This window comes from Streptomyces subrutilus (assembly GCF_008704535.1).
Taxonomy (GTDB): domain Bacteria; phylum Actinomycetota; class Actinomycetes; order Streptomycetales; family Streptomycetaceae; genus Streptomyces; species Streptomyces subrutilus.
Genome location: NZ_CP023701.1, coordinates 6,521,808 through 6,548,702, shown reverse-complemented (window position 1 = coordinate 6,548,702; position 26,895 = coordinate 6,521,808). Strand labels below are relative to the sequence as shown.

The following is a 26,895-nucleotide window of genomic DNA, read 5'->3' as shown; positions in this document are numbered from 1 at the left end:
TGTACGTGCCGGATGCATGTGCAATGAACACCCACCCGTTCTACCTGCCGCAGGTCAGCACCACGGGCCGACCGGGCCCCGAACACACTTCCGAGTGATCTTCCGGGAACCGGCTGCCACGGGCGCTCGGCCCGCGTATCATCCGCCTCCGGCGGAGAGGTGACGGAACGGCAGATTCCGGGCCGCGTCAGCCGCAGGGCCGGCTCATGTACAGCGCGCGCTCCCCCGCGGCCGGGGTGGCGTCGTACAGCGTGGTGTCGAGCCCGCAGAGGGTGAACCCCATCCGCCGGTAGGCGTGCACGGCCGGGGCGTTGACCGTGCTGACCTCCAGCCACAGGTGCCGGGCGCCGCGCTCGCGGGCGAAGTCGGCGGCGTGCTCCATCAGCGCGCGGCCGATGCCGCGCCCGCGGTGGCCGGGCGCGACCTCGATGTCCTCGACGGTCAGCCGGCGGTTCCAGGGGGTGTAGCCGACGGCGGCGAAGCCGCAGACCCGGCCGCCGTCGAGGGCCACGTACGTGCGCGCGTCGCCGTCCGAGTCCGGGGCGCCGCCGCCGAGCGCCTGCTCGTCGTGCTCCTCGGGCGGGAACACCTTGCGCAGGGGCGGGTCCACCGGGACCTCGCGCACGGTGAAGCCCGTGGCGTGGACGGTCACCTCGAAGACGGTGGCGGTGGTGAAGGAGCTGTCCAGGGCCTCGATGGCGCCGGCGTCCTCGGGGCGGGCCGGGCGGTAGACGATGCCGTCGGCGGAGCCGGGTGCGGTGGTCATGAGATCCACGGTACGCAAAAAATCCCCCGGTCGAATTGGCTGGGCCAATGGACGGACGGGGGAGCGGAAAGGGCGTATATTGATTGGTTCACCACTTCGCTCGAATGAAGAGGTGCCAACATTACGAGGTCACTGTATCGCGCCGGGAGTGCAATTGTCAACCGAGGAATTCCGGAAAGAGCAGAAATTCGTCACGGATCTGTATCTGCGTCTCGACCAACTGCGTGACCAGGCCGAACGGGCGGTTCGGGGGTCATTGCGCGAGGTCGGGAGCGGATTCCAGGCCCGGCTGGAGCGGGACGTCCTGGTCGCCGAACAGTCGGGGCTGCTCTCCGCTCTGAATGCCGGCGAGAACGGCCTCTGCTTCGGCCGGCTGGGGTTCTCCGACGGCCGCGACCACCACATCGGACGGATCGGAATCCGCGCCGACGACACCGAACGCACCCCGCTCGTCCTCGACTGGCGCGCCGAGACCGCCCGCCCCTTCTACCTGGCGACCTGCCACACGCCGATGGGGCTGCGCCGGCGCCGCCACATCGCCAGCCGGGGCCGTACGGTCACCGCCCTGCACGACGAGATCCTCGACCTGGCGGACGCGGAGCGGACCGGGCACGAGGGCGCCGACGCGGACGCCGTGCTGCTCGCCGCGCTCGACGCGGCCCGCACCGGGCGCATGCACGACATCGTGCGCACCATCCAGGCCGAACAGGACCGGGTGATCCGCTCCCCGCACCGCGGCGTGCTGGTCGTCGAGGGCGGTCCCGGCACCGGCAAGACCGCCGTCGCCCTGCACCGGGCCGCGTACCTGCTGTACGCCCACCGGGAGCTGCTCGCCCGGCGCGGGGTCCTGATCGTGGGACCGGGCCCGGCCTTCCTGGGCTACATCGGCGAGGTGCTGCCGGCGCTCGGCGAGACCGGCGTGCTGCTCGCCACCCCGGGCGAGCTCTTCCCCGGCGTACACGCGACCTCGGCGGACCGGCCCGGCGCCGCCGCCGTCAAGGGCCGGGCCGCGATGGCGGAGGTCCTGGCGCGGGTGGTGGCGGACCGGCAGCGGCTCCCGGAGACCCTGCCGGCGGCCAGCGGCGAGGAGTACGACACCGTCCCGGAGCCCGCGCTGGAGATCGACCACGACGACTACGGGACGCTGCTGCTGGACCGCACGATGGCGTACGGGGCCCGGGACCGGGCCCGGGCCACCGGGCTGCCGCACAACCTGGCGCGGCCCGCGTTCGCGTTCCGGATCGTCGACGCCCTCACCGGCCAGCTGGCGGACCGGCTGGGCGCGGACCCGTACGGCGGCCCGAACCTGCTGGGTCCGGACGACGTCGCGCAGCTCGGCAAGGAGATCGCGACGAGCCCCGCCGTACACGCCGCGATCGACGCCCTGTGGCCCCCGCTCACCCCCGAGGGGCTGGTGGCCGACTTCCTGGCCGGGCCCACCCACCTGGACGACTCGGACGCCGCGCTGATCCGGCGGGCGGCGGCGGACCGCGGGAAGTGGACCCCGGCCGACGTGGCGCTCCTGGACGAGGCGGCCGAGCTGCTCGGGGAGGACGACGCGGCCCGGCGCGCCGCCGAGGAGCGGGAGCGGTCGCGGCGCATCGCGTACGCGCAGGGGGTGCTGGACCTCTCGCAGGGCTCGGAGTCGTACGAGTTCGAGGACGAGGAGAACGAATACCTCGCGGCCCACGACATCATCGACGCCGAGCGGATGGCCGAGCGGTACGAGGAGGCCGACCACCGCAGCGCCGCGGAGCGGGCCGCCGCCGACCGCACCTGGGCGTTCGGCCACGTCATCGTGGACGAGGCGCAGGAGCTGTCGCCGATGCAGTGGCGGCTGCTGATGCGGCGCTGCCCGACCCGGTCGATGACGCTGGTCGGCGATCTGGCGCAGACGGCGGAGGAGGCCGGCAGCGGGTCCTGGGAGCGGGTCCTCGACCCGTACGTGGGCGACCGGTGGGAGCTGGTCCGGCTGGGGGTCAACTACCGGACGCCGGCCGAGGTGATGGAGGTGGCGGCCGAGGTGCCGCGGCGCCGCGACCCCGCGTACGAACCGCCGCGCTCGGTGCGGTCCACGGGCGTGCGGCCGTGGGTCGGGGAGAGCGGGGACCTGGCGGGCGCGGTCGCGCGGGCGGTGGAGCGGGAGCGTCCGGCCGAGGGGCGGCTCGCGGTGATCGCGCCGCGCCCCCTGCACGCCGCGCTGGCCGCCGTACTGCCCGGGGCGGGCGAGGGCGCCGGGCCGGACCTGACGCGCGAGGTGGTGCTGCTCGATCCGCGGCAGGCGAAGGGGCTGGAGTTCGACACGGTGCTCGTGGTGGAGCCCGGCGCGTTCGCGCCGAGCGACCTCTACGTGGCGCTGACCCGGGCCACCCAGGCCCTGGGGGTGCTGCACTCCCCCGGCGCGCTGCCGGCGGCGCTGGCCGGGGCCCCGACCGGGGTGCTGGTCCGGCGCTGACGACCGCCCCGCACGGGCCGCCGACGGCCCGTGCGGGGGTGTGCGGGGCGGGCTGCTCAGGCGCGGACCAGCGGGCTGCGCGGGTCGCTGCGCAGGGGCGCGGCGAGCTCGGCGAGGGCCCGCTCCAGGCCGTGCAGGTGCAGCAGGGCCGCCGGTTCGGTGGCGGCGGGCCGGTCGGCCGTCGGCCGCTCCAGCGCGCGTTCCCCGGCGGTGAGCGCCTCGACCGCGGCTTCGACGCGCCAGCAGGCGGCGGCCAGCCGGGCGTCGTGGGAGGCCGCCGGGTCGGCGGCCACCGCGGCCAGGCCGCGCACCTCGCGCGCGCACGCGTCGAGCAGCGCGACGACCTGACGGGCCCGAGCCTTGCGGGCCCGGAACGGGCTGAGCGGGTGCACCAGGGGCGCGAGGGCCAGCCGCACCCGGGCGAGCAGCAGTTCCAGTTCGGCCGCGTGCGGTGCGGGGTCGGCGGTGGCGGAGCCGGCCAGCCGGGCGGCCGCCTCGCCGGTGGCGGCGTGCACGCAGCGCAGTGCGCGCTGGATCCAGGCGTGGTTGGTGGCGTGGGTGGTGACGGGCAGGACGAGGACCACGGCGAGGGCGGCGCCGACGGCGCCGACGGCGGTCTCCTGGAAGCGCAGGAGCAGCAGGCCGGGGTGCAGGACGCCGAGGAGGCCGTAGAGCAGTCCGGCCATGACGGTGACGAAGAACGTCATCCAGGAGTACGAGGGGGCCGCGGTGTAGAAGATCCCGAAGACGCACACGGCGACGAGGGCCGCGGTGGGCGCCGGCGCCCCGTGCAGCGGTACGGCGACCAGCAGCCCGGCGGCGATGCCGAAAACGGTGCCGAGGACCCGGCGGAAGCCGCGGACCAGCGTCTCGCCCCGGGAGGCGGTGTTCACGAAGATCCACCAGGCGGTGCCGACGGCCCAGTACCAGCGGTCCTCGGAGAGCGCCTGGCCGAGGGCGAGGGCGAAGCCGCAGGCGAGGGTGGCCTGGAAGGCCTGGCGGGTGGTGGGCCGGGACAGGCCCGCGCCCGGCAGCCCGGGCGGTGCGGCGGCGGGCGGGGTGCGGCGCTCGACGGGCCAGAGCACGAAGCGGACGGCGGCGCAGGCGAGCAGGGCGAGGCCGACGGCGGCGTACAGCTCGGGCAGCTGGCCGGGGACGGCGTGCAGGAACTGGGTGGTGAAGAACATCATGAAGCCGAAGACCCCGAGGGCGTGGCCGCGCGGGCCCCAACGGCGGGCGTAGACCCCGGCGAACACGACGGCGAGGAAGGAGAGGTCCCGGGCGAGCGGCACCCCGTGCAAGGTGGTCGCCAGGGCCAGGACCGGGAAGCCGGCGGCCGGCAGCAGGGCGGTGGTGATCCGCTGGTCGCGCACGGTCGGGTCGAGGACGGTGAACAGGGCGAGCAGGGCCGCCAGTCCCCCGGTGATGGAGGCGGTCAGGGAGAGCCCGGCGCATTCGGCGGCCGCGACGGCGAGGGCGATGCCCACGACGGCGCGGGACGAGTTCCTCAGTCTCAGGCGCCCCGGATCAGGAGCCACGAACATCCTCTTCACGGCGGTGTGCCGCCCCCCTCGCGATGGTGCGCGCCGGGCCGGTATCCGCCCGGGGGTGGTGGGCGGCGTACGGGCACGGCGAAGGCGCCGCGCTCCGGACCGGCCTCGTTGCCGCCCGGCACCGCGCGGCGCCGTCAGTACATGGATAGGCCACAGATAACCATCCGGGGGCCCTTTGGCTCAACTCCGGCCGCTGTGGGTGGGCCATTGGCCCAGTGGAACCGGGGGGTGGGCGGCCGGGGAGGGCCAACGGACCCGTCCGGGCCGCTGGTGCGGAGCCGGGGGCGCACGGGCGGGCCCGGAGTCGCGCTCCGGCCCGCCCATCCGCCCGGAATCAGCCCCTCCCCATGGTGGGGTGGGAGGGGGTTTGCCGCCGGTCCGGTGCTTCGCCGGAGGTCGACGCGGGGCTACGGCGCCTCCAGGTGCGGGGACGGCGTGCGTAGTTCGGCCATGCGCCCCCGCACGCCCCCGCAAGGGAAGTTCCGGTGCCCCGGTAGCGGGGCACCCGCATGGTGCCGATCGATCGCCACCCGAGGAGAGCACCCCCATGACGAAGGTCCTGGTCCTGCACAGCGTCAGTCTCGTGAGGTCGGCGCTGGCCGCCCTTCTCAGATCCGAGGGCAACTTCGAGGTCACCACCACCGGCTGGCGGACCACGCCGCGCCGGGCGGAGTTCTTACGGCCGGACGTGGCCGTGGTCGACCTGGACTGTCCGGGGGCCGCGGCCGCCCTCGCGGACGGCGGCCGGGCCGCACGGGTCGTCTTCGACCCCTCCACCCCGCTGCTCGTGCTCGCCGCCTCGGGGGCGCCGGGCTCGCTGCGCCGGGCGTTCCAGGCCGAGGCGCTCGGCTACGTGGACAAGAACGGTTCGCCGCGCCGCCTGGTCCGGGCCGTACGCAAGGTCGCGGCGGGCGAGCGCTTCATCGATGCCTCGCTGGCCTCGGCGTTCATGGAGGCCGATCCCGTACCGCTGAGCCCGCGCGAACTGAGCGTGCTGGCCCGGGCGGCGGAGGGCGACTCGGTGGCGGAGATAGCCCGGGCCCTCCACCTGGCCAGCGGCACCGTCCGCAACTACATGGCGGCCGTCACCCGGAAGACCGGGGCCCGCAACCGGATAGACGCCATCCGCATATCCCGGCGGGCCGGCTGGGTCTGAGCCGGCCCGCGCCCGCGCCGGCCCTGCACCGGGGCCGGCCGCGTGACGGCCGCCCTCAGCGGTCCGCGTTCCACATCCCCACGAGATCCCGGTACAGGGGCGACCTGGCCGGGAGTTCCGCATGCGTGCCGCACACCGCGCGGGTCCCGTCGAGGACGAGGACCCGGTCGGCCCGTGCGGCCGAGGAGATCCGGTGGGCGACCACGACCAGGGTGCCGGGGCGGGCGGCGAGGGCCCGCTCGGCGCGTTCCTCGGTGCGCGCGTCGAGGTGGCAGGTGGCCTCGTCCAGCAGCAGCAGCGGTGCCGGAGAGAGGTAGGCGGCGGTCAGCGCGAGCAGTTGCCGCTCGCCCGGGGACAGCCGGCCGGGGTCGACGGTCGCGTCCAGCCCCCCGAGCCGGTCCACGAGCCGGTCCGCGCCGAGGGCGGCCAGGGCGCGGGCCGCGCGCGCGTCGGGGACCGGTCCGGGGCACAGGTGGGCCAGGTTCTCCCGGACGGTGCCGGTGAAGACGTACGCCTCCTGCGGGAGCAGGGTGCGGCGCGGGTCGGGGCTCCGGTCGGGGGCGGCCGCGGCCGGGGCACCGGCCAGCAGCACCGAACCGGCGCCGGGCGCCAGCAGTCCGGCGAGCAGGGCGGTGAGCGTGGACTTGCCGATCCCGCTCGGCCCCACCACGGCGAGGTGCTCCCCGTCGCGGAGCACGAGGTCGAGGCCGTCGATCACCGGCTGCGCGTGCGGCCCGTACGCGAAGCGCAGCCGCCGCAGTTCGGCGGCGGGCACGGGCCGGGCGGGGCCGCCGTGGCCGGGGGACGGGAGCGCAGGTGCCGGGACGGCCGCCGCACCGCCGGGCGCCGGACGCGCGGCCCGGGCGTCCCCCGGGACGGGTTGCGGGTCGCAGAAGCGGTCCAGCACGACCAGCAGCCGGGTGCCCGCCGAGCCCAGTGCCGTCATCAGGGCGTCGAGGGCGGGCAGCAGCGACTGCACCAGGTAGGTGAACGCGCCGGCCAGGGCCCCCGCGCTCACCCCGCGGCCGAGCAGCCAGGGCGCGCCCGCCAGCAGGGCGACGACCGGCAGCCGGCCGGCCACCCCGAGGGCCAGCGTGCGCAGCGCGGCCCACCGGGCGAGCCGCCGGGTCAGCCGCTGCTGGGCGGCGACGAGCCGTTCCACCCCGGCCCCGGCCTCGGCCGCGCCCCCGCAGGCCACCACGTCGCGCAGCCCGGCGGCGAGTTCGCCGGTGCGCGCGGACAGCGCCTCGTCGGTGTCGAGGGCCGCGCGCTGCACGAGGGCCATGGGGTGCAGGGTGGCCGCGAAGCAGACCGCGCCCAGCAGGAGCGCGGGCAGCACGAACAGCAGCAGCGCCGGAGCCAGCGCGGCCAGCCCGGCCAGCGCTCCCAGGGCGGTGAAGACGAAGGAGCGGGCGGTCAGGACCAGGCCGGCGAAGGAGTCCCGGGCCATCTCGCTCTGCTGGGTGAGGCGGGAGACGGCGCCGGAGCCCGCGGCGCGCGGCGGGTCGGCGACCGCGCGGTCCAGGGCCTGCCGCACGGCGCGCCGGACCAGGCCGTCGCGCAGCGGCTCGACCAGGTCGGCGAGGCCGCCGAACACGCCGCGCAGGGCGAGGGCGCCGAGCAGGGCGCCGGCGCCGGCCGCGGCGAGCCAGCCCAGGCCGGTCCCGGTGCGACCGGCCAGGAAGCCGTCGTCGAGGGCGCGGGCCACCGCGTAGCCGCCGAGGAAGGTGTGCGCGGACTCCAGCAGGGACCAGAGGGCGAGCCGGCCCAGCACGGCGAGGTGTGCGCGCAGGAAGCGGCGGCCTTCGCGGCCCACCCGCCGCCAGGTGCCGTACTCGCTCACCGGACCGCCTCCACGCCGGCCGGCTCACCCGCCGGGTCGGCCGGGGGCGCGGGCGGGGCCGAGGCGCGGCCGGGCGCGGCGGCGGGGGTGCCCGCGGCGGCGAACACCGCCCGGTAGTCGGGGTCGTGCCACAGCGCGGCGTGCGTGCCGGTGGCCCGGACGCGGCCGGCGTCGAGCCATACGACGAGGTCGGCGCGGGCGGCGGCGGAGAGGCGGTGGGCGACGACGAGACGGGTGCCGGGCCGCACCTCGTGGGCGAGGGCCCGCTCGACCTCGCCCGCGGTGAGGGTGTCCAGGGCGGAGGTGGCGTCGTCCAGCACCAGCAGCCGTCCCGCGTGGCAGAACGCGCGGGCCAGGCCGAGGCGCTGCCGCTCTCCGCCGGACAGGGGCGCGTCGGCGACGGGGGTGTCGTACCCGTCGGGCAGGCGCCGTACGAACGGGTCGGCCGCGGCCTGCCGGGCCGCCGCGCGGACGGCCGCGGGCTGCGGTTCGGGGCCGGCTCCGAAGGCGATGGCGGCGCCGACGCTGTCCCCGAAGAGGGCGGGCCGGTCGAAGGCGTGGCCGACCTCGCGGCGCAGCGCCGCGGGCGACAGTGCGTCCAGCGGTACGCCGTCGAGCAGGACCAGGCCCCCGTCGCAGGCGGTGAGGCGGCCGGCGACCGCGGCGAGCACCGATTTGCCGGAGCCGGAACGGCCGACGAGGGCGGCGGTGGCGCCGCCGGGGACGAGCAGGTCGACGTCGTGCAGCACGACCGATCCGCCGCGCACCACGCGCACCCCGCGCAGTTCCAGCGTGCCGGGGCCGCCGGGCGGCAACTCGGCTTCACCCTGGACGAGTTCGGGCAGATCGAAGAGGGCGGCCGTGCGGCGGGCCGCGGTCCGGCCGCGGACGACGGTGGCCAGTTTGCCGGTCACGGCGCCGACCCCGGCGGCGAGGCCCGCGTAGCGCAGGGCGGCGAGCAGGCCGCCGACGGTCAGGGCTCCGGCCGACAGGCGGATGCCGCCGACGCCGATGACGACGTAGAGGAGCAGCGGCATCAGGGCGGCGGTGCGGGCGGTGGTCGCGCCGTAGATCCGCCACATCTGCCGTCCCTCGCGGCCCAGTTCGGGCAGCGGGGCGAGGATGCGGTCCCGCTCGCGCGCCGCGGTCCCGGCGGCGGCGATGGTGCGGGCGCCGGCGAGGGCCTCGACCAGTCGGCCGGCCATGGCGAGCTGCACCTGCTGGTAGCGGCCGACGCTGGCACCGGAGTCGCGGGCGAACGCGCGCAGCAGCAGGGCCAGCAGCGGCAGTCCGGCGAGGAAGGCGAGGGCGGTCCACACGTCGATCAGGAACAGGGCGACGAGGCCGCCGAGCGGCGGGAGCAGGGAGGCGGCGCCCGTCGCGACGGCCGCCGGGACGATCCCGGCCTCGGTGGCGTGGGCGGTGAGCCGGGCGGAGACCTCGCCGGGTGCGTGGCGGGCGGCGTGGTGCGGCGCGGTGCGCAGCAGCCGGCCGAGCGCGAACCGGCGCAGCCAGGCGGTGGAGCGGGCGTCGACGCCGCCGCCGAGGCGGACGGTGGCGGCGTCCAGGAGGACTTCGGCGGTGATCACCAGCGCGCACCACAGGGTCCAGGGGCCGCCGGCGGGGTCACGGCGGAGCAGCAGGTCGAGGGTGTGGCCGAGGACGGCGGGTTCGGCGAGGGCCGCGCAGGAGGCGGCGACCGAGCAGCCGAACACGGCGGTGGTGCGGCCGGCGCTGTGCCGCGCGGCCGCCTTCAGCGCCCGGTCGGCGCCACGGGCGGCCGACGCCTCGCCGGCGGGATCGGGCGGGGTCATCGGCGGCGGCTCCAGGGGTGTGGTGCGGGCCCGGGCGGCGAACCGCCCGGGCCCGGCTGGGACCTGATCAGTTACAGGTCGTGATGCTCAGGCTGCTGTCTCCGCAGAGGAGCAGGCTGGCGCGGCTGCCGCCGCCGGTGAGCTGCCCGGCCTCGGTGATCTCGGCCTTGGGGGTTTCCATCGACTGCAGGTCGAGAAGCGTCATGTCTGATTCCTCTTCTTCACTGGTGTGTTCCGATGGGACACGGCTCCCGGGTGGGGAGCCGGCTCTGGGGCCGGCGCGGTGGACCGCGGCGGCGGGAGGAACGGCAGCTGGGCGCGCCCGCCGGGCGCGGCGCTGCCGAGGGCGAGGAGTGCGCCGGCCGTGCCCGTGGACAGGTCCATGGACAGGCGCATCAACTGCTCGCCGGGGAAGGCCAGGTGGCCTTGGTAGGGGACGGCGTGGCGGGCCAGCGCCTCGATCTGCCGCGCGACGTCCTCGGCCCGGGTGCCGGGGCCGGGCGTCGTGGTGCGGGCCAGGTGCAGGACCATTCCGGCGGCGCCCCGGAACAGGCCGGGCTGCGCGTAGAAGGTCGCCTGGGCCGCTCGGACGATCTCGGTGCGGGCCTGTTCGAAGCGGTCGTCGGCGGCGTGCTCCAGCCAGTCGTCGAGGACCATCCCGATGCCGACGCTGCCGGCGCCGAGGTAGGGCATGGTGCGCCAGCCCTCGTCGACCTGGAGGGTGCCGAAGGCGCTGGTCACGCAGTGGTCGAGGTCGCGGTGCAGGGCGCGGGCGGCCCGGCTCAGCAGCTCCGGGTCGCCGGTGCGCTCGTACAGTCGCAGGAAGAGCAGCGCGGGGCCGCTCTGGCCGTGGAGCAGTCCGGCCCGTTTCGGTTCGGGGGGCCGCCGGGCGACCAGTTCGGCGCAGCGCAGGGCCGCGGTGTGCAGCGCGCTCTCGCCGGTGGCCGAGCCGAGGGAGTCCAGGGCGAGGCCGATGCCGGCGAGGCCGCCGTGCAGGTCGGTGCCGACGGACTGCCAGGGCTGGCGCAGGAGTTGTTCGGCGAGGGCGAGGGCGCGGTCGCGGTGGCCGAGCCGGTCGAGGGTCCAGGCGAGCCCGGCGAGGCCGTCGTAGAAACCGAGCGGGGTGCCGGAGTCCGGTTGCTTGGTCCGGGCGAGCAGCCATTCCTCGGCTTCGGGCCAGGGTGCGGCGCCGGTCTCGGCGAGGGCGTACAGGACGCCGGCGGCTCCGTACCCGAAGGCGGTCCCGCCGCCCGCGGAGGTGAACTGGGCGATGTCGCCGGGGAAGAGCCGGTCCTCGCGGTCGGGTGTCGCGGAGGCGTGCAGGGCGGCGGTCATGGAGGCGCGGGCCGCCTCCCAGTCGCCCGGTTCGACCGGGAGGTAGGGAGCGGTGGACCGGGCGGGCCGCCGGGCGCCGCCGGAGCGGACCGCACGGGGCCCGGTCCCGGCCTCGTACGCGGGCCCGGATTCAGGCCCGGATTCGGGTTCGGGTTCGGGTGCGGCCATGATCTCCGCGACGGCTTCGTCGAGGAACGCGCGCGGTACGGGGAACTGGGCGGCTGCGATGTCGGCCAGGTGCGCCGCCTTGGCCCGGTCCATGACCAGCAGGCTGGTCAGCGGCAGGAACAGGGCGAGGCGCAGGCAGGCCAGGGCGTACCGGTCGACGGAGGGCCCGCGCCGGTCGGCCGGGGCGACGAAGGCCGGGTTGGCGACGGTCTGGCGCAGTCCCTCGTCGACGTGTGCGGCGGCCTCGAAGTCGAGCAGCGCCACCCGGGGCTCGCCGCTCTCCTCGTCCTCCGCGACCATGATGTTGAAGAGGTGCAGGTCGTTGAAGACGATGCCGCGGGCGTGCACGGCGTCCACGGCTTCCGTCACCCGTTGGTGGATCGTCAGCGCCCACTCGGTGTAGGCGGCGAGTTCCGCCGGGTCGGGGTCGGCCTCGATGAGCGGGTGCCGGCGGGCGAAGTAGGTGTTGAGGGGGTGGCCCTCCAGGTACTGCAGGACCAGGAAGTGGTGGTCCCCGACCGTGAACGTGCCGTGCACGGAGGGGACGCAGTCGAGTCCGGCCAGCGCTTCGAGGGCGCGCCGCTCCCGGTGCAGGCGGGTCACCGCGTCGGCGCCGTCGGCGGCGAGCCCGGCGAACGGGCGGGCCTCCTTGAGCACCACGGCCTCGCCGGTGCGGGTGTCGCGGCCGGCGTAGACGCCGCCGCCGTTGGAGAAGTGCAGCGCCTTCTCGACCGTGTAGGGGATGTCCTGGAGGGTGACGGCCGAGCGCCGGTCCAGGTGCGGGCGCAGGAACGCGGGGAGTTCGAGCCAGGCGGGCGGCTGGAACACCGGCCCGCGCACGTCCGGTACGAGCTCGCCGTCCGGTGTCTCGACCGCCGGGACCAGGTCGCCGTGCTCGTCGTAGCAGTGCCGCAGGGTGAAGCTGCCGTAGCGCAGGTGGACGGGGCCGTCGTTCCAGCGGAGGTCGCTGAGGATGTACGGGCCGGGCTCGCCGGCCAGCAGGCTGTCCAGGTCCTCGGCGATGCGGCGGCACTGCTCCTCGTCCGCCGGGTAGACGGTGAGGAACTTGCCGCTCGCCGCGCGGTCCGCGTACTTGGCGTTGCGGATGTGCAGCAGGTAGCGGCTGGGGACGAACTTGAAGGCGATCCGGCGTTCCACGCAGTAGGCGTGCACCCGGTCGAGGACCGACTCGGCGTTGTCGAGACAGGCCGAGACGTGGATCTTCCACCCCTGGGAGGGCAGTTCGGTGTCGAGGGGGCGCAGGGCGAGCCAGTCGCCGCTGCGGTGCGTCTGCCAGCCCTCCGGTACGGGGGCGAGGGCAGCCGGGTAGCTCTCCTCGGTCCGCCGGTACGGCGCGTCGTAGAACCAGCGGTCTGCGTCGCAGAAGGCGGCGTAGCCCTTGTTCACACCTGCTCCCTCGGTCGGTGACGTGAACGACGTTGTCACGGGCGGCGAGCACCGCGACAGTCACCGCTGTCACCGACGGGGTGTGCAGTACGCACGAGTCACTTGGGCCGGCTCGGGGCAGGCGGAGGCCGGGCAGGCCGGCTCAGGACGGGTGCCGGTCCGCCGGGGCGGGCTCGGTGGGCACGCACAGCACGGGCACGGGCGAGAGGTGCAGGAGCTTGTGCGGGGTGGATCCGAGCAGGGCGCCTCGGATCGGGCTGTCCCCCCAGCTGCCGACGATGATGACGCGGGCGTGGTGGCGGGCGGCGGCGTCGAGGAGGGCCTGGGCGGGCTTCTCGTCGGCCACCTCCACCGTCGACGGCACGCCGGCCCCGTCGGCGGCCCGGACGGCCTGCGCGAGGGCGCTGCGGCCGGCCTGCCGGACGGCCTCGCGGTGCGCGCGGTACTCCTCGCCGGTGGGGCCGGGGGCGGCCGCTCCGTAGACGAGGACGAGCGGTTCGCCGAAGGCGGCGGCCACCTCCAGCGCCACGTGCAGCGCCCGTTCCGCGCCGGGCGATTCGTCGTATCCCAGGACGACGGACATCGGGCCTCCTCGGGACTCGGGTGGTCGGGGGTGCGGTCAGGGCCCGGGTGGGGCGGGCGTCCTGCCGTGGACGAGGTCCGGGTCGGCCACGCTGCGCCGCTCCTGCCAGAACCGGCCGTCGCGCAGCCGCCAGAAGCACATGACGAGCACGCCGGCGACGGCGATCGCGATGCCGATGACCAGCGGGGGCCCGAGTCCGAACCAGGCGGCGCCGTCGGCCGAGTTCGCCGGGTCGGACATGTCCTGGACGGACTTCACCAGGAGCCAGGTCAGCAGCCCGGCGCCGACCAGCGGGCCGAGGCCGATGAGCAGGAGGTTGTGGAGGTTCTCGAAGAGGTGGCGCCGGTAGTAGACCGCGCAGGCCAGGCCGGTGAGCGCGTAGTAGAAGGCGATCAGCAGGGACAGCGCGGTCAGCGAGTCCAGCAGGGCGTTCTCGCTGATCTGGTTGACGACGAGGTACCAGCCGATCGCGATGCCGGCCACCCACCAGGTGCTCACGTCGGGGGTCCGGAACCGCGGGTGGATGTGGGCGAGCGGCGGCGGGAGCGCGTGGCGGCGGGCCATGGACAGGGCCGTGCGGGAGGCCGGGATGATCGTGGTCTGGGTGGAGGCGAGCGCGGAGGTGCACACCGCGAGGAGCACCATCCAGTCCCAGCCGCCCATGACCTCGTGGGCGAGGACGGCGAAGACCGCCTCCTCCTCGGTCGCGTTGTCGGCGAGGAACGCGGTGCCGGCGTAGGCGACGACGGCGAAGCCCACGGAAAGGTAGGTCACGAGCAGCACCACCGTCGACCAGATGCCCGCCTTGCCGGGGGCGGTGGCGGAGTTCTCGACCTCTTCGGTGAGGTTGACCGCCGATTCCCAGCCCCAGTAGATGAACACGCCGAGCAGCAGTCCGCCGGTGAGGGCGGAGCCGCCGGCGCCGAAGGGGTTGAGCCAGGTCGGGGAGGGCTCGATCGCGTCGAGGGAGCTGGTGCCCGCGTAGACGCGGTAGAGGGCCACCACGGCGAAGACGAGGAGGAAGAAGACCTGGGCGAGGATGAGGACGTCCTGCAGCCGGGCGGACATCTCGGTGCCGATGACGCAGACGGCGGTCATGGCCAGGATGACCAGCACGGTGAGGCCCTGCCGGATCACGTCGTCGGTGGCCCAGCCGTCGAGCCCCGCGGCCAGCAGCCCGAAGTGGACGGCGACGTCGGCGAGGGAGCCGATGACGAGGACGCCGGTCATCGCGATGGCCCAGCCGCCGAGCCAGCCCGCCCAGGGGCCCATGGCGCGGGTGACCCAGGAGAAGGTGGTGCCGCAGTCCTGGTCCACCTTGTTGAGGTAGTAGAAGGCCGCGGCGATCAGCAGCATCGGCACGAAGGAGGCCAGCATGACGCCCGGTGCGTAGATACCGGCCAGGGCCACGATCGGGCCGATGACGGCCGCCAGGGAGTACGCGGGCGACGTGGAGTTCAGGCCGATGACGAGCGCGTCGAGGAAGCCGATCGCGTTGGCCTTCAGCCCCGCTTCGGGAGGTGCGCTCTCCGGGCCGGCGCCGCCGGCGCCCGCACCGTCGTCGTGGGCCATGTACGCATCGTCGCCCGGCTCCCGCGTCCGCGCGAGGCGGGAGCGGCACGGGGGGCGGGCGGTGGCGCGTCCGGGGTACGGCGGTCAGGGGCGCGTGTTCCAGCCCGCGATCACCGGCAGGCCGTGTTCCGTCGAGAGCACGCTGACCGTCCCGGTCCGGAGCAGGAACAGCCGGCCCTCCGCCGGGGCCAGTTCCAGGTAGCGGGCGGTGAGGACGCGCAGGAAGTGGCCGTGGGCGACGAGGACGGCGTTCCCCTTGTCCGCGGCGAGCACGGGGGCCACGCGGGCCAGCACCCGGTCCGCGCGGGCGCCCACCTCGGCCGCGCTCTCTCCCGGGTGGTCGGCGTCGCCGGGCGGGACCCCGTCCGTCCACAGGGACCAGTCGGGGGCGGTCCGCCGGATCTCCGCGGTGGTGATCCCCTCGTAGCCGCCGTAGTCCCACTCGTACAGGTCGGGGTCGGGCACTCCCCCGGTGAGTCCGGCGAGCTCGGCGGTGGCGACGGCCCGGCGCAGCGGGCTCGTCAGCACCAGCGCCGGATGGCGGTCGCGGAAGAACGGGGCCAGGGAGATGGCCTCCTCGACGCCGCGCGCGGTCAACGGGACGTCGGTGCGCCCCGTGTGCCGCCCGTCGGCGCTCCACGCCGTCTCACCGTGCCTCACCAGCAGCAGGTCGCTCATCCTCCGGACCCTACGCCCTGGGTTCGACCCGGCCGCGTCCCGGGGGCGGCGGCGGCATGTCGGGCGCGGAGCGGCGAGGGCCGGGGGGCGCCGCGGGAGGGCTGCGGCGGATCGCGCGCACAGGGGTGGAATTCGATGCGCAAACGCTGCGACTTTGACGCCGGGTCCGTGCTGGCGAGGCTCGGGGCATGAACGACGAGGAGCGTGAGGAACGGATCGCGGCCGGTTTCGCGGCGGGCGACGAGGGGTGCACCGAGGCGGTCTACCGTCGCTGGCGGCCGCTGGTGCACTCCATGGCGCGGCGTTCCCTCGGGGACGAGCGGGAGGCCGAGGACGTGACCCAGCAGGTGTTCCTCGCCGCCTGGCGCGGCCGGGGCGGCTACCGGCCCGGCCCCGGCGGCCTCGGGGCCTGGCTCACCGGCATCACCCGCCACAAGGTGGCCGACGCCCTGGAGGCGCGGACCCGGCGGGCCAGGGCGGCCGCCGCGGCGGCGCGCGCCTTCCCCGGGCTCGTTCCGCACCCCGGCACCCCCGCGTGGCCGGAGCCCGAACCGGAGCGCGTGGTGGACCGGGTGCTCGTGCTGGGCGAACTGGCCCGGCTGCCCTCGGCGCAGCAGCGGGTGGTGCGGCTGGCCTTCTACGGGGACCTCACCCAGTCCCAGATCGCGGCCCGCACCGGGCTGCCGCTGGGCACCGTCAAGAGCCACATGCGGCGGGCACTGCACTGCCTGCGCCAGTCCCTGAACGGGCCCGGAGCCGTCCGGGTGGCGCCGGGACCGGCCCGTGCGCGGAGCCTGGGCGCCCCCGTCGGCTGAGCGGCGGCCTAGGTCGTCTCTTTCGGATCTTGTCGGCCGAGCCCGCGGCGTCTGGTGCCGTGCCTGGGCGTGCTGCCGGGGCGCTCGCGTACGGGACGTACGTGGTCGCCTCGGCAGCACGCCCAGGCACGGTGCCAGGCGTCGCGGGCCCGGCAAGATCCGAAAGAGACGGCCTAGGGCGCGGACCCGCCCGGGGGGAGGGCGTCGAGGGTGTCCACGGCCGAGCGGAGGCCGAAGAGCCGTCCGGCGCGCGCGTCCGGGGCGGCCCCGGCCCAGCCGGGGCCGGCGAGGAACAGGGCCGAGTGCCCGCGGGCGCCGCGCAGTCCCCATTCGATGCCGGCGACGGACCGGACCAGGGTCCGGTCGGCGGTCGTACGGGACTGCGCCCACAGCACCACGGCGCGCGGGCCCGTGCGCCGCACGGCCTCGTGCAGCGCGTCGGCCGGCAGCGCGGGCCCGAACATCCGCACCGCCAGGCCGCGTTCGCCGAGCGCCGCGGCCAGTGCCTCCATCGGCAGGCTGTGCTGTTCGCCGGGGACGCAGGCGAGGAGCACGGGCGGGGTGCGCGGCTGCCCGGACGCGGGGGCGGGCCTGATCCGGCGCAACGCGGAGGAGACGTACCAGGACAGCAGGTGTTCCACCTCCACGTAGCGCTCGCCCGCCGAAGCCCATTTGCGCCCCACCGCGTGCAGGGTCGGTGCGATGACCTCTTCCCAGGCGGTGACGAGGCCGTGCTCGGCGAGGGCGGCGTCGAGCAGTTCCTCGACGGCCGGCGCGTCCAGCCGTACGGCGGCCCGGGCCAGCCCGCGGCACTCGGGGCGCACCTCTCCGAGCGGCAGCGCGTTGGGCCCGCCCGGGGAGCGTCCCTCGGCGGCCGGCCCGGCGGCGGCGGCGGGCACGTCGTCGCGTGCGGCCCGGGCGGCCTCGGCCGGGGGCACGCCCTGCGCCGTCAGCCGGCACATCAGCTCCAGCCGGGCGATGTCCTGGGGGGTCCAGCGGCGGTGGCGGCCGTCCTCGCGGCGGGCCGGCCCGATGGCGTACCGGCGCTCCCAGGAACGCAGCGTGGTGGGCGAGACCCCCAGCCGCCGGGCGACGGCGCCGGTGCTCAGCGCGGCGGCGGGCAGGTCCGGCGGCGGTCCGGCGGGCGCCGCGGGCGGGGGCGGGGGCGGCGGCGCGGGGGTCACGGGCGGCGGTACGGGCTGCACCCGGCCACGATACGCCGGGGGCGAAACGGGGGCGTTCAGGAACCCTCCCGGCCCTGCCGGAAGCGGTCGCGGCCGTCGGCGAGCTCCACCACGGGGCCGGGGTAGTCGTACCGCGCGCGTTCGGCTCCCTCCAGCCGCCACGGCTCGTGGACGCGCGGTGCGGCGAGCCCGGCGAGTTCCGGCACCCACCGGTGGACGTACCGGCCCTCGGGGTCGTAGCGCAAGGCCTGGCGGACGGGGTTCAGGACGCGGTTCGGCCGGGTGTCGGTGCCGGTGCCGGCGACCCACTGCCAGTTGAGCTGGTTGTTGGCGAGGTCGCCGTCCACGAGCAGGTCGAGGAAGTGGCGGGCGCCGGTGCGCCAGTCGACGTACAGGGTCTTGGCGAGGAAGCTGGCCGCGATCAGGCGGCCGCGGTTGTGCATCCAGCCCTCGTGGCGCAGCTGGCGCATGGCCGCGTCGACCACCGGATAGCCGGTGCGCCCCTCCTTCCAGGCCGCGGTCTCCTCCTCGGCGGCGGGCCCGGTGCGCCAGTGGTCCTGCCGGGTCCGGTAGTCCTCGGCGGCGGCTCCGGGACGGGCGGCGAGCACCTGGTGGTGGAAGTCGCGCCAGCACAGTTGCCGGACGAACGCCTCGGCGCCGGGGCCGCCGGCGGCGCGGGCGCGGTGGACGGCCTCGGTGGGCGAGAGGGTGCCGAAGTGGAGGTGCGGGGAGAGACGGGAGGTGGCGTCGCCGGCCAGGTCGTCGTGGACGTCCTCGTAGCGGGTGATGCCGGAGCGCAGCCAGTTCGCCAGGAGGCGGCGGGCCTCGACCTCGCCGCCGGCGGCCAGGCCCGGGGAGACGCCGCTGACGGCGGTGCGCGCGGGCAGCGGCTCGGAGCCGATGGCATCGGGCACGTGCAGCGCGCGGGGGGCGGCGGTGACGGGGCGCAGGGGCAGGTCGGTCCACCGGCGGAAGTAGGGGGTGAAGACGGAGAAGTGGTCGGAGCCGGCGGGGCGCACGGCTCCGGGGGCGACGGCGGTGATCACCGCGTCGTGCACGTACAGCCGTCGCCCCTCCGCCTCCAGGGCCCGGCGCAGCCGCTCCTCGCGGGCGTGCGCGTAGGCGCTGACGCCGGCGGACATGTGGACCTCGTCGGCGTCGGTCTCCCGGACGAGGGCGGCGACCTCGGCGACGGCGTCGCCGGAGCGCACGACGAGCCGGCCGCCGCGCTCGCGCAGGCCGGAGTCGAGGTCGGCGAGGCAGTCGGCGAGGAAGGCGCGCCGGTTGGGGGCGTCGAAACCGGGGGCGGCCTCGACGGCCCGGTCGCGGACGAAGAGCGGTACCACCCGGTCGCAGGAGGAGAGGGCCGCGCGCAGCGGCGGGTGGTCGTGCAGGCGCAGGTCGGAGGTGTACAGGACCACCGCGACGTTCATGGGCACTCGCTCCGCGTCAAGTCTGTGGGGGACGGCTGTCGTCGGATGCTTCGGCGGCGGGCGCCCGACCGGATGCAGCGCCGCCACCGGATGCGGGCCCGCGGGCGGCTGCGGCGCTGCCCGCCGGTGGGGCGCTGCCCGCCGGTGCGGTGGCGGCGGGCGCGGGAGCGGCGCCGGGCGCGGATCCGGTCTCCGCGTCGAGCCGTTCGGCGGCGCGGGCGATGTTGCGGGCCATGCCCCCGAAGACCACGGCGTGGAACGGGGACACGCTCCACCAGTACAGGTGGCCGAGCAGCCCGTGCGGGTGGAACAGCGCCCGCTGCCGGTACCGGGCCGCCCGCGCGTCGCCGGTGTCGTCCGGGGACGGTTCCGCGTACATCTCCAGCCAGGCCAGGCCCGGCAGCCGCATCTCCGCGCGCAGCCGCAGCAGCCGGCCCGGTTCGATCTCCTCCACCCGCCAGAAGTCGAGGGAGTCGCCCACCCGCAGCCGGGCCGCGTCGCGCCGGCCGCGCCGGATGCCGACCCCGCCGGCGAGCCGGTCGAGCCAGCCGCGCACCGACCAGGCCAGGGGGAAGGAGTACCAGCCGTTCTCGCCGCCGATGCCCTCCACCACCCGCCACAGCGCCTCGGGCGAGGCGCCCACGTCCCGGCCCCGCAGGTCGGTGTAGAGGCTGCCGCCCGCCCAGTCGGGGTCGGTGGGCAGCGGGTCGCTCGGGGCGCCGGGCAGCGAGGCGGAGGACCACCGGGTGTCCACCTCGGCCTCGCGCACCTTGCGCAGGGCCAGTTCGAGGGCCTGGTCGAAGCCGATGGGCGAGCCGGGCGGGTCGGGCGCGTACCGCGCGATGTCGTGCTCCGAGCAGACCACCTCGTGGCGCAGGGATTCGGCGAGGGGCCTGGCGAGGGCCCGCGGGACCGGGGTGACCAGGCCGATCCAGTGGCTGGACAGCCGGGGCGTCAGCATCGGCACGCGCAGGATGAGCCGCCGGGGCAGCTGAGCCACCTCGGCGTAGCGGCGCATCATCTCCTCGTAGGTGAGGACGTCCGGGCCGCCGATGTCGAAGGTCCGGTCGACCTCGGGCGGCATGGTCGCACCGGCCACCAGGTAGCGCAGGACGTCGCGGACGCCGATGGGCTGGCAGCGGGTGTTGACCCAACTGGGGGTGACCATGACGGGCAGCCGCTCGGTGAGGTAGCGCAGCATCTCGAAGGAGGCCGACCCGGAGCCGATGATGACGGCGGCCCGCAGGACGGTGGCCGGGACGGCCCCGGCGAGCAGGATGTCGCCCACCTCGGCGCGGGAGCGCAGGTGCGGGGAGAGCTCCTCGACCGGGATGCCGGTGGGGGTGAGGCCGCCGAGGTAGACGATGCGCCGGACGCCGGCGATCCGGGCCTCTTCGGCGAAGGTCCGGGCGGCGGTGCGGTCGCGGTCCTCGAACCCGGAGCCGCCGCCGAGGGCGTGCACGAGGTAGTAGGCGACGTCGATGCCGCGCAGGGCCTCGGCGACCGACCCCCGGTCGCTCACGTCGCCCGCCACCACCTCGGCCCGCCCGGCCCACGGGTGGTCGCGCAGCTTGCCCGGGGTGCGGGCCATGCAGCGCACCCGGTGTCCGGCGTCGAGGAGTTCGGGCACCAGCCGGCCGCCGATGTAGCCGGTGGCCCCGGTGACCAGGCAGTTCAGGCCCGTCATGGTTGTCTCCGCTCGGTTGTGGTCCCGTACGGCATTCCGTCGGGGTGCGGCGAACGGATGCGGCGCCCGTCGCCCGTTCGGCGCATCCGAATGACGTGTCCCGGCCGAAAGCCGGGGCAGGTGCCCGGCACGCCCGCCGCCGCGCGCACACCACGGCACCACGGGAACCCGCGCTCGGCACCACGGCACCACCAGGACAACAGCACCACGAGAACCACCGCACCGCACCGCAGCACGCGAACGCCCTTCGACTCCACAGACACCACAGACACCACCGACGCCACCGACACCCCTCGCACCCGGGAGTGCCATGCACCCGTCCCCGCGGATCACCCGCCTGGTGATTCCGTTCGTCCTCCTGCTCGGCTGGCTGGCCGTCGGCGGGCTGCTCGGCCCGTACGCCGGCAAGCTCGGCGAGGTCGCCACCAACGACCAGGCGGCCTTCCTGCCGCGCAGCGCCGAATCCACCCGGGTGGTGGACGCCCAGCGGGCCCTGCGGCAGGCCGAGGCCCTGCCGGCCGTCGTCGTGTGGACCGTGCCGCAGGGGCAGCGGGTGACCCCCGCCCAGGAGCGGGCGGCGACCGCGGCCCTGGCCTCGCTGGGCGGCGGGGAGGGCGCCGCGGGGCCGGCGTCCCCGGCCCTGGCCTCGGGCGACGGCCGGGCCCTCCAGGGGGTGGTGCCGCTGCGGCCCGACCTGGGGGACGCGCTGCCCGACGTGCTGGACCGGGTGCGGGAGGCCGCCGGCGCCGTGCCAGGGACCACCGTGCGGGTGGCGGGTCCCGCAGCCACCCAGGCCGACCTGGGCGACGCCTTCGCCGGGATCGACGGGCTGCTGCTGGGGGTGGCGCTGGCCACCGTCCTGGTGATCCTGCTCGGGGTGTACCGCAGCGTGCTGCTGCCCCTGGTGGTCGTCTTCGGGGCGGTCCTCGCGCTCGGGCTGGCCTGCGCGATCGTCTACGCCCTGGCCGACCGCGGACTGGTGCGCGTCGACGGGCAGGTGCAGGGCATCCTGTCGATCCTGGTGATCGGCGCCGCGACGGACTACGCCCTGCTGCTGACGGCCAGGTTCCGCGAGGAACTCGCCGAGCGGACCGACCGGTTCGAGGCGATGCGGGCCGCCTGGCGCCGCACCCTCGGCCCGGTCGTCGCCAGCGCCGCCACCGTGGCCCTGGGGCTGCTGGCCCTGCTGCTGAGCGACCTGACCAACAACCGCGCCCTCGGGCCGGTCGGGGCGATCGGGATCGGCTGCGCGGTGCTCGCCGCCCTGACCTTCCTGCCCGCCGCCCTGGTCCTGCTGGGCCGCGCCGCGTACTGGCCGGCCCGGCCCAAGTCCTCGGCCGACGGCGGCCACCGGGTGTGGGCGCGGGTGGCGGCGCTGGTGGACCGGGCTCCGCGCCGGGTCTGGGCGCTGACCCTGGCCGGGCTGCTGGCCTGCGCCGCGTTCGCCCCGGCCCTGCACTCCCGGGGCGTGCCGCTCGACGAGATCTTCGTGAACGACGCCCCCTCCGTCTCCGCCCAGGCCGCGCTCGGCGCCCACTTCCCGGGCGGCTCCGGAAACCCGGCCGTGGTGATCGCCGACGCGGACCGCTCCGCCGAGGTGCTGGCCGCGGCGCGGGCCACCGAGGGCGTGGCGGGCGCGGCTCCCGTGGGCGGCCCGGGTGCGGGCGGCCGGGTGCGGATCGACGCCACCCTGGCCGCGGCCGCCGACAGCGACGCGGCGAAGGAGACGGTGGTGCGCCTGCGGACCGCCGTGCACGCGGTGCCCGGGGCCGACGCGCTGGTGGGCGGCTACACGGCCCAGCAGTACGACACCCAGCGGACCGCCGCCCGCGACCGCACGCTGATCGTGCCGGTGGTGCTCGCCATCATCCTGGTGATCCTGGCGGGCCTGCTGCGCTCGCTGGTGATGCCGCTGCTGCTGGTGGCGACGGTGGCGCTGAACTTCCTGGCCACGCTGGGCGTTTCCGCCCTCGTCTTCCGCGGGGTGTTCGGCTTCACGGGCACGGACGCCTCCGTGCCGCTGTACGGCTTCGTGTTCCTGGTGGCCCTCGGCGTGGACTACAACATCTTCCTCATGTCCCGGGTCCGGGAGGAGACCGCGGCCCACGGCCACCGCGAGGGCATCCGGCGCGGGCTGACGTCCACCGGCGGGGTGATCACCTCGGCCGGGGTGGTGCTGGCCGCGACGTTCGCCGCGCTCGGCGTGATCCCGCTGGCCTTCCTCGTGCAGATCGCCTTCATCGTGGCCTTCGGCGTGCTGCTGGACACCCTGGTGGTGCGCTCCCTGCTGGTCCCGGCGCTGGTGCGGGACCTCGGCCCGAAATCCTGGTGGCCCGGTTCGCCCCGGGACACATCCGAAGCACCCTCCGGCTCCGAAGTACCCGTGAAGGAGGGAGCACGATGACCGAGCGAGGACGATCCCGACCGCGTACGGCCGTGATCGGCGGGGGTGTTTCGGGGCTGACGGCGGCGTACGTGCTGTCCGGGAGCCACGAGGTGACCCTGTACGAGGCCGAGGACCGGCTGGGGGGGCACGCGCACACGCACGACGTGAAGGGCCCGGACGGCAGGATACGGGCGGTGGACTCCGGGTTCATCGTCCACAACGACCGCACCTACCCGCGGTTGCTGCGGCTCTTCGGCGAACTGGGCGTCGCCACCCGGCCGACCACGATGAGCCTGTCGGTGCGGTGCGAGGGGTGCGGGCTGGAGTACGCGGGGGCGCGCGGACCGCGCGGTCTGTTCGCCAGCCCGCGCTGCGCCCTGCGCCCGGCCTACCTGCGGATGCTGGGGCAGATCCCGGTCTTCCACCGGCAGGCCCGGCGGCTGCTGGCGGCGCCGGCGACCCTCCGCGAGATCACCCTCGGCGAGTTCCTGGACCGCTGCGGCTTCGGCCCGTACTTCACCGCGCACTTCGCGGTGCCGCTGGTGGCCTCGGTGTGGTCCTGCCCGGCGGACACCGCGCTGCGCTACCCGGCCCGGTACCTGTTCCGCTTCCTCGACCACCACGGGATGCTGACGGTGGGCGGCTCGCCCAGCTGGCGCACCGTGACGGGCGGTTCGCGGCGCTACGTGGAGCTGCTGCGGGAGCGGCTGGACACCGTGTACGCGGCGACCCCGGTCCGGGCCGTGGCCCGTACCCCCGACGGCGTGCGGGTCACCACCGCCGGCGGGGCGGAGGCCTCGTACGACTCGGTGGTCGTCGCGGTCCACGCCGACCAGGCGCTGCGGCTGCTGGCCGACCCGACGGAGGCCGAGCGCACGGCGCTCGGCGCGTTCCGCTACTCCCGCAACCGGACGCTGCTGCACACCGACGACTCGGTGCTGCCCCGGGCGTCGGGGGCCCGCGCCTGCTGGAACTACCGCTTGTCGGACTGCCGTCCGGACGGCGCGCGGGTCCGCGTCAGCTACGACATGAACCGGCTCCAGGGGCTGGACTCGCCCGAGCCGTACGTGGTCACGCTGAACGCCGGCGACGCCGGGGTGCGCCCGGACCGGGTGGTGGCCGAGATGGACTACGAACACCCCGTCTACACACCGGAGTCGGTGGCCGCCCAGCGGCTGCTGCCGGCTCTGTCGGGCCCGGTCACCGCCTTCGCCGGGGCCTATCACGGCTGGGGCTTCCACGAGGACGGCTGCCGTTCGGGAGTGGAGGCGGCCGCGGCGCTGGGGGTGGTGTGGTGACGCCGTCCCTGTACGAGGCCGACATCCGCCACGTCCGCTCCGGCGGTCCGTCGTACGGGCTGCGGCACCGCACCTACCTGTGGCTCGTGGACCTCGACGAACTGCCGGTGCTGCCGCGGCCGCTGCGGGTCCTGGCCCGGTTCGACGCGCGGGACCACTTCGGCGGCGGCCGGGACTCGATCCGGGCCGGCCTGGACTCCTTCCTGGCCGCCCGGGGCGTCTCGCTGCCGCCCGGCTCCACGGTGCGGATGCTGGCCCACGCCCGGGTCTTCGGGTACGTCTTCAACCCGCTCAGCGTGTACTGGTGCCACGGCCCGGACGGCGCCCTGCACCAGGTGGTGGCCGAGGTGCACAACACGTACGGCGAGCGGCACTGCTACCTGCTCGGCCCGGAGGCCGTCGAGGGCACGGGCGGCGTGCCCAAGGAGTTCTACGTCTCCCCGTTCCTGGACGTGGACGGCGCCTACCGGATGCGGCTGCCCGCACCCGACGGCCGGCTCTCGCTGATGGTGCAGTTGGCCGGCGGGGCGGACGGCGCGCGGCTGACCGCGACCGTGCGCGGCGTGCGCCGGCCCGCCGGCGTGCGCGGCGTGCTGCGCGCCGCCGTCCGGCACCCCTGGTCCACCGCCGCCGTGGCGGTGGGCATCCGCTTCCACGGCATCCGGCTGTGGCTGCGCGGCGTCCCGGTGCGCCCGCGCCCCCGACACGTACCCCAGGAGGGTGTGAAGTGACCGCGACGACTCTTCCTTCGGTGCCGCCCTGCTCCCGCACCCGTGCGGCGGTGGGCCGGCTGATCATCCGCCGGGCCCTGGACCGGCTGCCGCTGCAGGTCCGGATGGGGCCGGACGGCACGCTCGGCCGGGGCGGCCCGGCCATGGCGGTGCACGATCCGGCCGCCTTCGAGCGGCGGATCACGGCGGAGGGCCTGATCGGCTTCGGCGAGTCCTACGTGGCCGGCGAGTGGGACGCCCGCGACCCGGTGGCGGTGCTGACGGTGCTGGCCGGCCACGTCGCGGCCCTGGTGCCGGCGCCGCTGCAGAAGCTGCGCGGGCTGTGGGCCGCCCGGCACCCGGCGACCGACCGCAACACCCCGGACGGCTCGCGGACCAACATCGAGCGGCACTACGACCTGTCGAACGAGCTGTTCGGCGAGTTCCTCGACCCGACGATGACCTACTCCTCGGCGGTGTTCCGTTCCCTGCCCGCGAGCTGGGCGGAGCTGCCGCAGGCGCAGCACCGCAAGATCGACATGCTGCTGGACCTGGCCGCCGTGGGCCCGGACACCCGGCTGCTGGAGATCGGCACCGGGTGGGGCGAGCTCGCCGTCCGGGCCGCGCGGCGCGGGGCGCGGGTGGTGACGCTGACCCTCTCGCGGGAGCAGCAGGACCTGGCGGAGCGCCGGATCAAGTCGGCCGGTCTGGAGGACCGCGTGGAGGTCCGGCTCTGCGACTACCGCGAGGCGCGGGGCCGGTACGACGCGGTGGTCAGCGTGGAGATGATCGAGGCGGTGGGCGCCGAGTACTGGCCGGTGTATTTCGCCGCGCTGGACCGGCTGGTCGCCCCGGGCGGGCGGGTGGCGCTGCAGGCGATCACCATGCCGCACGAGCGGATGCTGGCCACCAAGGACACGTACACCTGGATCCAGAAGTACATCTTCCCGGGCGGGATGCTGCCGTCGGTCCAGGTGGTCGAGGACATGGCCCGCCGCCACACCGGGCTGCGGGTGGCCCGCTGCGAGGGGTACGGGGCGCACTACGCGCAGACGCTGCGGCTGTGGCGGGAACGCTTCTCCGAGCGGGCCGACCGGATCGCGGAGCTCGGCTTCGACGAGACCTTCCGGCGGATGTGGACCTTCTACCTGGCGTACTGCGAGGCCGGGTTCGCCTCGGGCTACCTGGACGTCCACCAGATACTGCTGACGGCCGACGGGGGTGGCCGCCCGTGAACTGGGACGGCTTCGGGCTCAATCTGGCGGTCGCGGCGGCGGCCGCCCTCGGCGTCATGCTCGCGGCCTTCGCGGTCGGGGTGCGTACGGGCAGGCACCGGGGGGTCGACGTCGCCTGGGGCCTGGCCTTCGCCGCGGTCGCACTGGCCACGTACGGGATGTCGGGTGCGGGCGGTGGGCGCGCCCTGCTGCTCACGGTGCTCACGGTGGTGTGGGGGGTGCGGCTGGGCGGGCACATCGCGTGGCGCGGCCGGGGCCACGGCGAGGACCCCCGCTACGACCGGATGCTGAACCGGGCGCCCGGCAACCGGAATGCGTACGCGCTGCGCAAGGTGTACCTGTTGCAGGGGGCGCTGGTGTGGCTGGTGTCGCTGCCCGTGCAGGCGGGGGCGTACGCGCCGGACGGGCTGGGCCCGCTCGCGGTGGCGGGCACGGTGCTGTGGCTGACGGGTCTCACCTTCGAGGCGGTGGGCGACCACCAGCTCGCCCGGTTCAAGGCCGATCCCTCCCGGCGCGGCCGGATCATGGACCGCGGCCTGTGGTCCTGGACCCGGCACCCGAACTACTTCGGGGACTTCTGCGTCTGGTGGGGGATCTTCCTGGTCGCCGCCGGTTCGTGGGAGGCGGCCGCGGTCTCGGTCGTCTCGCCGCTGTTCATGTCGTACCTGCTGACGGCGGGAAGCGGGAAGCGGCTGCTGGAGCGGCACATGGAGGGCCGCCCGGGGTACGCGGAGTACCGGGCGCGCACGAGCGGCTTCTTCCCCCGGCCGCCCCGGCGCGGCGCGGGAGCGTCGGACTGACGGGGCGGGCCCGGGCC

General features: G+C 75.9%; 20 protein-coding genes. 8 read left to right on the top strand and 12 right to left on the bottom strand.

Annotated elements, in window-relative coordinates; all coding sequences use genetic code 11:
- Nucleotides 1–187 precede the first annotated feature (187 nt).
- Entirely contained in the window at nt 188–766 is a 579-nt protein-coding gene (locus CP968_RS29095; protein WP_150520821.1) for a GNAT family N-acetyltransferase, read from the bottom strand.
- A 154-nt stretch (nt 767–920) separates the two neighbouring features.
- On the opposite strand from CP968_RS29095, the gene CP968_RS29090 reads away from it, so the two are divergent.
- The gene (locus CP968_RS29090) at nt 921–3,221 is read left to right on the top strand and encodes a HelD family protein (protein WP_150520820.1); all 2,301 of its coding nucleotides are present in this window, start codon (nt 921–923) and stop codon (nt 3,219–3,221) included.
- A 56-nt stretch (nt 3,222–3,277) separates the two neighbouring features.
- Here CP968_RS29090 and CP968_RS29085 read toward each other — a convergent pair whose 3' ends face one another.
- Nucleotides 3,278–4,765 (bottom strand): FUSC family protein, encoded by a 1,488-nt coding sequence (locus CP968_RS29085; RefSeq protein WP_150520819.1) that lies wholly within the window; start codon nt 4,763–4,765, stop codon nt 3,278–3,280.
- Between the two features lie 556 nt (nt 4,766–5,321).
- On the opposite strand from CP968_RS29085, the gene CP968_RS29080 reads away from it, so the two are divergent.
- Nucleotides 5,322–5,930 (top strand): response regulator transcription factor, encoded by a 609-nt coding sequence (locus tag CP968_RS29080; protein ID WP_150520818.1) that lies wholly within the window; start codon nt 5,322–5,324, stop codon nt 5,928–5,930.
- Between the two features lie 55 nt (nt 5,931–5,985).
- Here CP968_RS29080 and CP968_RS29075 read toward each other — a convergent pair whose 3' ends face one another.
- The 7 genes from CP968_RS29075 to CP968_RS29045 form a co-directional block, all read right to left on the bottom strand.
- The gene (locus CP968_RS29075; protein ID WP_150520817.1) at nt 5,986–7,773 is read right to left on the bottom strand and encodes an ATP-binding cassette domain-containing protein; all 1,788 of its coding nucleotides are present in this window, start codon (nt 7,771–7,773) and stop codon (nt 5,986–5,988) included.
- Nucleotides 7,770–9,587 (bottom strand): ABC transporter ATP-binding protein, encoded by a 1,818-nt coding sequence (locus CP968_RS29070; RefSeq protein ID WP_150520816.1) that lies wholly within the window; start codon nt 9,585–9,587, stop codon nt 7,770–7,772. The genes CP968_RS29075 and CP968_RS29070 overlap by 4 nt, the downstream gene beginning before the upstream one ends.
- Before the next feature lie 67 nt (nt 9,588–9,654).
- A complete protein-coding gene (locus CP968_RS29065; protein ID WP_150520815.1) occupies nt 9,655–9,792 on the bottom strand; it encodes a SapB/AmfS family lanthipeptide in 138 nt (45 codons plus the stop codon).
- Nucleotides 9,789–12,497, bottom strand: a complete 2,709-nt coding sequence (gene lanKC / locus CP968_RS29060) for a class III lanthionine synthetase LanKC (protein ID WP_150520814.1) — start codon at nt 12,495–12,497, stop codon at nt 9,789–9,791. The genes CP968_RS29065 and lanKC overlap by 4 nt, the downstream gene beginning before the upstream one ends.
- A 142-nt stretch (nt 12,498–12,639) precedes the next feature.
- On the bottom strand, nt 12,640–13,080 hold the full coding sequence (locus tag CP968_RS29055) for a universal stress protein (protein ID WP_150520813.1): 441 nt from the start codon (nt 13,078–13,080) through the stop codon (nt 12,640–12,642).
- 36 nt (nt 13,081–13,116) lie between these two features.
- Nucleotides 13,117–14,652, bottom strand: coding sequence for an APC family permease (locus CP968_RS29050; protein ID WP_150520812.1), 1,536 nt, complete (start codon nt 14,650–14,652; stop codon nt 13,117–13,119).
- A gap of 84 nt (nt 14,653–14,736) precedes the next feature.
- On the bottom strand, nt 14,737–15,330 hold the full coding sequence (locus CP968_RS29045; protein WP_150520811.1) for a histidine phosphatase family protein: 594 nt from the start codon (nt 15,328–15,330) through the stop codon (nt 14,737–14,739).
- A gap of 188 nt (nt 15,331–15,518) precedes the next feature.
- Here CP968_RS29045 and CP968_RS29040 point away from each other — a divergent pair, with 188 nt between their 5' ends.
- Entirely contained in the window at nt 15,519–16,145 is a 627-nt protein-coding gene (locus CP968_RS29040; protein WP_150520810.1) for an RNA polymerase sigma factor, read from the top strand.
- 173 nt (nt 16,146–16,318) lie between these two features.
- On the opposite strand, the gene CP968_RS29035 is transcribed toward CP968_RS29040, so the two are convergent.
- The 3 genes from CP968_RS29035 to CP968_RS29025 are packed head-to-tail and all read right to left on the bottom strand — an operon-like array spanning nt 16,319 to nt 20,449.
- Nucleotides 16,319–17,350 (bottom strand): MerR family transcriptional regulator, encoded by a 1,032-nt coding sequence (locus tag CP968_RS29035; protein WP_373304124.1) that lies wholly within the window; start codon nt 17,348–17,350, stop codon nt 16,319–16,321.
- Nucleotides 17,351–17,385: 35 nt separating this feature from the next.
- Nucleotides 17,386–18,762: a cryptochrome/photolyase family protein gene (locus tag CP968_RS29030; RefSeq protein ID WP_150520809.1), complete on the bottom strand. Its 1,377-nt coding sequence runs from the start codon at nt 18,760–18,762 to the stop codon at nt 17,386–17,388.
- A gap of 16 nt (nt 18,763–18,778) precedes the next feature.
- Complete coding sequence (locus CP968_RS29025; RefSeq protein ID WP_150520808.1) at nt 18,779–20,449, bottom strand: SDR family oxidoreductase; 1,671 nt, start codon at nt 20,447–20,449, stop codon at nt 18,779–18,781.
- Nucleotides 20,450–20,759: 310 nt separating this feature from the next.
- Here CP968_RS29025 and CP968_RS29020 point away from each other — a divergent pair, with 310 nt between their 5' ends.
- Genes CP968_RS29020 through CP968_RS29000 form a run of 5 tightly spaced genes read left to right on the top strand, consistent with a single transcriptional unit; the run spans nt 20,760 to nt 26,878 of the window.
- Nucleotides 20,760–22,853: an MMPL family transporter gene (locus CP968_RS29020; RefSeq protein WP_150520807.1), complete on the top strand. Its 2,094-nt coding sequence runs from the start codon at nt 20,760–20,762 to the stop codon at nt 22,851–22,853.
- Complete coding sequence (locus CP968_RS29015; RefSeq protein ID WP_150520806.1) at nt 22,850–24,133, top strand: NAD(P)/FAD-dependent oxidoreductase; 1,284 nt, start codon at nt 22,850–22,852, stop codon at nt 24,131–24,133. Before CP968_RS29020 ends, CP968_RS29015 begins: the two co-directional genes overlap by 4 nt.
- On the top strand, nt 24,130–24,864 hold the full coding sequence (locus tag CP968_RS29010; RefSeq protein ID WP_229886844.1) for a DUF1365 domain-containing protein: 735 nt from the start codon (nt 24,130–24,132) through the stop codon (nt 24,862–24,864). The genes CP968_RS29015 and CP968_RS29010 overlap by 4 nt, the downstream gene beginning before the upstream one ends.
- On the top strand, nt 24,861–26,078 hold the full coding sequence (locus tag CP968_RS29005) for an SAM-dependent methyltransferase (protein ID WP_373304123.1): 1,218 nt from the start codon (nt 24,861–24,863) through the stop codon (nt 26,076–26,078). The genes CP968_RS29010 and CP968_RS29005 overlap by 4 nt, the downstream gene beginning before the upstream one ends.
- 56 nt (nt 26,079–26,134) lie before the next feature.
- Nucleotides 26,135–26,878: a DUF1295 domain-containing protein gene (locus tag CP968_RS29000; protein ID WP_150522189.1), complete on the top strand. Its 744-nt coding sequence runs from the start codon at nt 26,135–26,137 to the stop codon at nt 26,876–26,878.
- Nucleotides 26,879–26,895 lie beyond the last annotated feature (17 nt).

Excerpts from the sequence above, each read along its gene's own strand:
- CP968_RS29045 (WP_150520811.1), bottom strand. The coding sequence starts at position 15,330 with ATGAGCGACCTGCTGCTGGTGAGGCACGGTGAGACGGCGTGGAGCGCC.
- CP968_RS29065 (WP_150520815.1), bottom strand. The coding sequence starts at position 9,792 with ATGACGCTTCTCGACCTGCAGTCGATGGAAACCCCCAAGGCCGAGATC.
- CP968_RS29050 (WP_150520812.1), bottom strand. The coding sequence starts at position 14,652 with ATGGCCCACGACGACGGTGCGGGCGCCGGCGGCGCCGGCCCGGAGAGC.
- CP968_RS29055 (WP_150520813.1), bottom strand. The coding sequence starts at position 13,080 with ATGTCCGTCGTCCTGGGATACGACGAATCGCCCGGCGCGGAACGGGCG.
- CP968_RS29070 (WP_150520816.1), bottom strand. The coding sequence starts at position 9,587 with ATGACCCCGCCCGATCCCGCCGGCGAGGCGTCGGCCGCCCGTGGCGCC.
- CP968_RS29095 (WP_150520821.1), bottom strand. The coding sequence starts at position 766 with ATGACCACCGCACCCGGCTCCGCCGACGGCATCGTCTACCGCCCGGCC.
- CP968_RS29030 (WP_150520809.1), bottom strand. The coding sequence starts at position 18,762 with ATGAACGTCGCGGTGGTCCTGTACACCTCCGACCTGCGCCTGCACGAC.
- CP968_RS29025 (WP_150520808.1), bottom strand. The coding sequence starts at position 20,449 with ATGACGGGCCTGAACTGCCTGGTCACCGGGGCCACCGGCTACATCGGC.
- CP968_RS29000 (WP_150522189.1), top strand. The coding sequence starts at position 26,135 with ATGCTCGCGGCCTTCGCGGTCGGGGTGCGTACGGGCAGGCACCGGGGG.
- CP968_RS29040 (WP_150520810.1), top strand. The coding sequence starts at position 15,519 with ATGAACGACGAGGAGCGTGAGGAACGGATCGCGGCCGGTTTCGCGGCG.
- CP968_RS29080 (WP_150520818.1), top strand. The coding sequence starts at position 5,322 with ATGACGAAGGTCCTGGTCCTGCACAGCGTCAGTCTCGTGAGGTCGGCG.
- CP968_RS29020 (WP_150520807.1), top strand. The coding sequence starts at position 20,760 with ATGCACCCGTCCCCGCGGATCACCCGCCTGGTGATTCCGTTCGTCCTC.
- CP968_RS29015 (WP_150520806.1), top strand. The coding sequence starts at position 22,850 with ATGACCGAGCGAGGACGATCCCGACCGCGTACGGCCGTGATCGGCGGG.
- CP968_RS29085 (WP_150520819.1), bottom strand. The coding sequence starts at position 4,765 with ATGTTCGTGGCTCCTGATCCGGGGCGCCTGAGACTGAGGAACTCGTCC.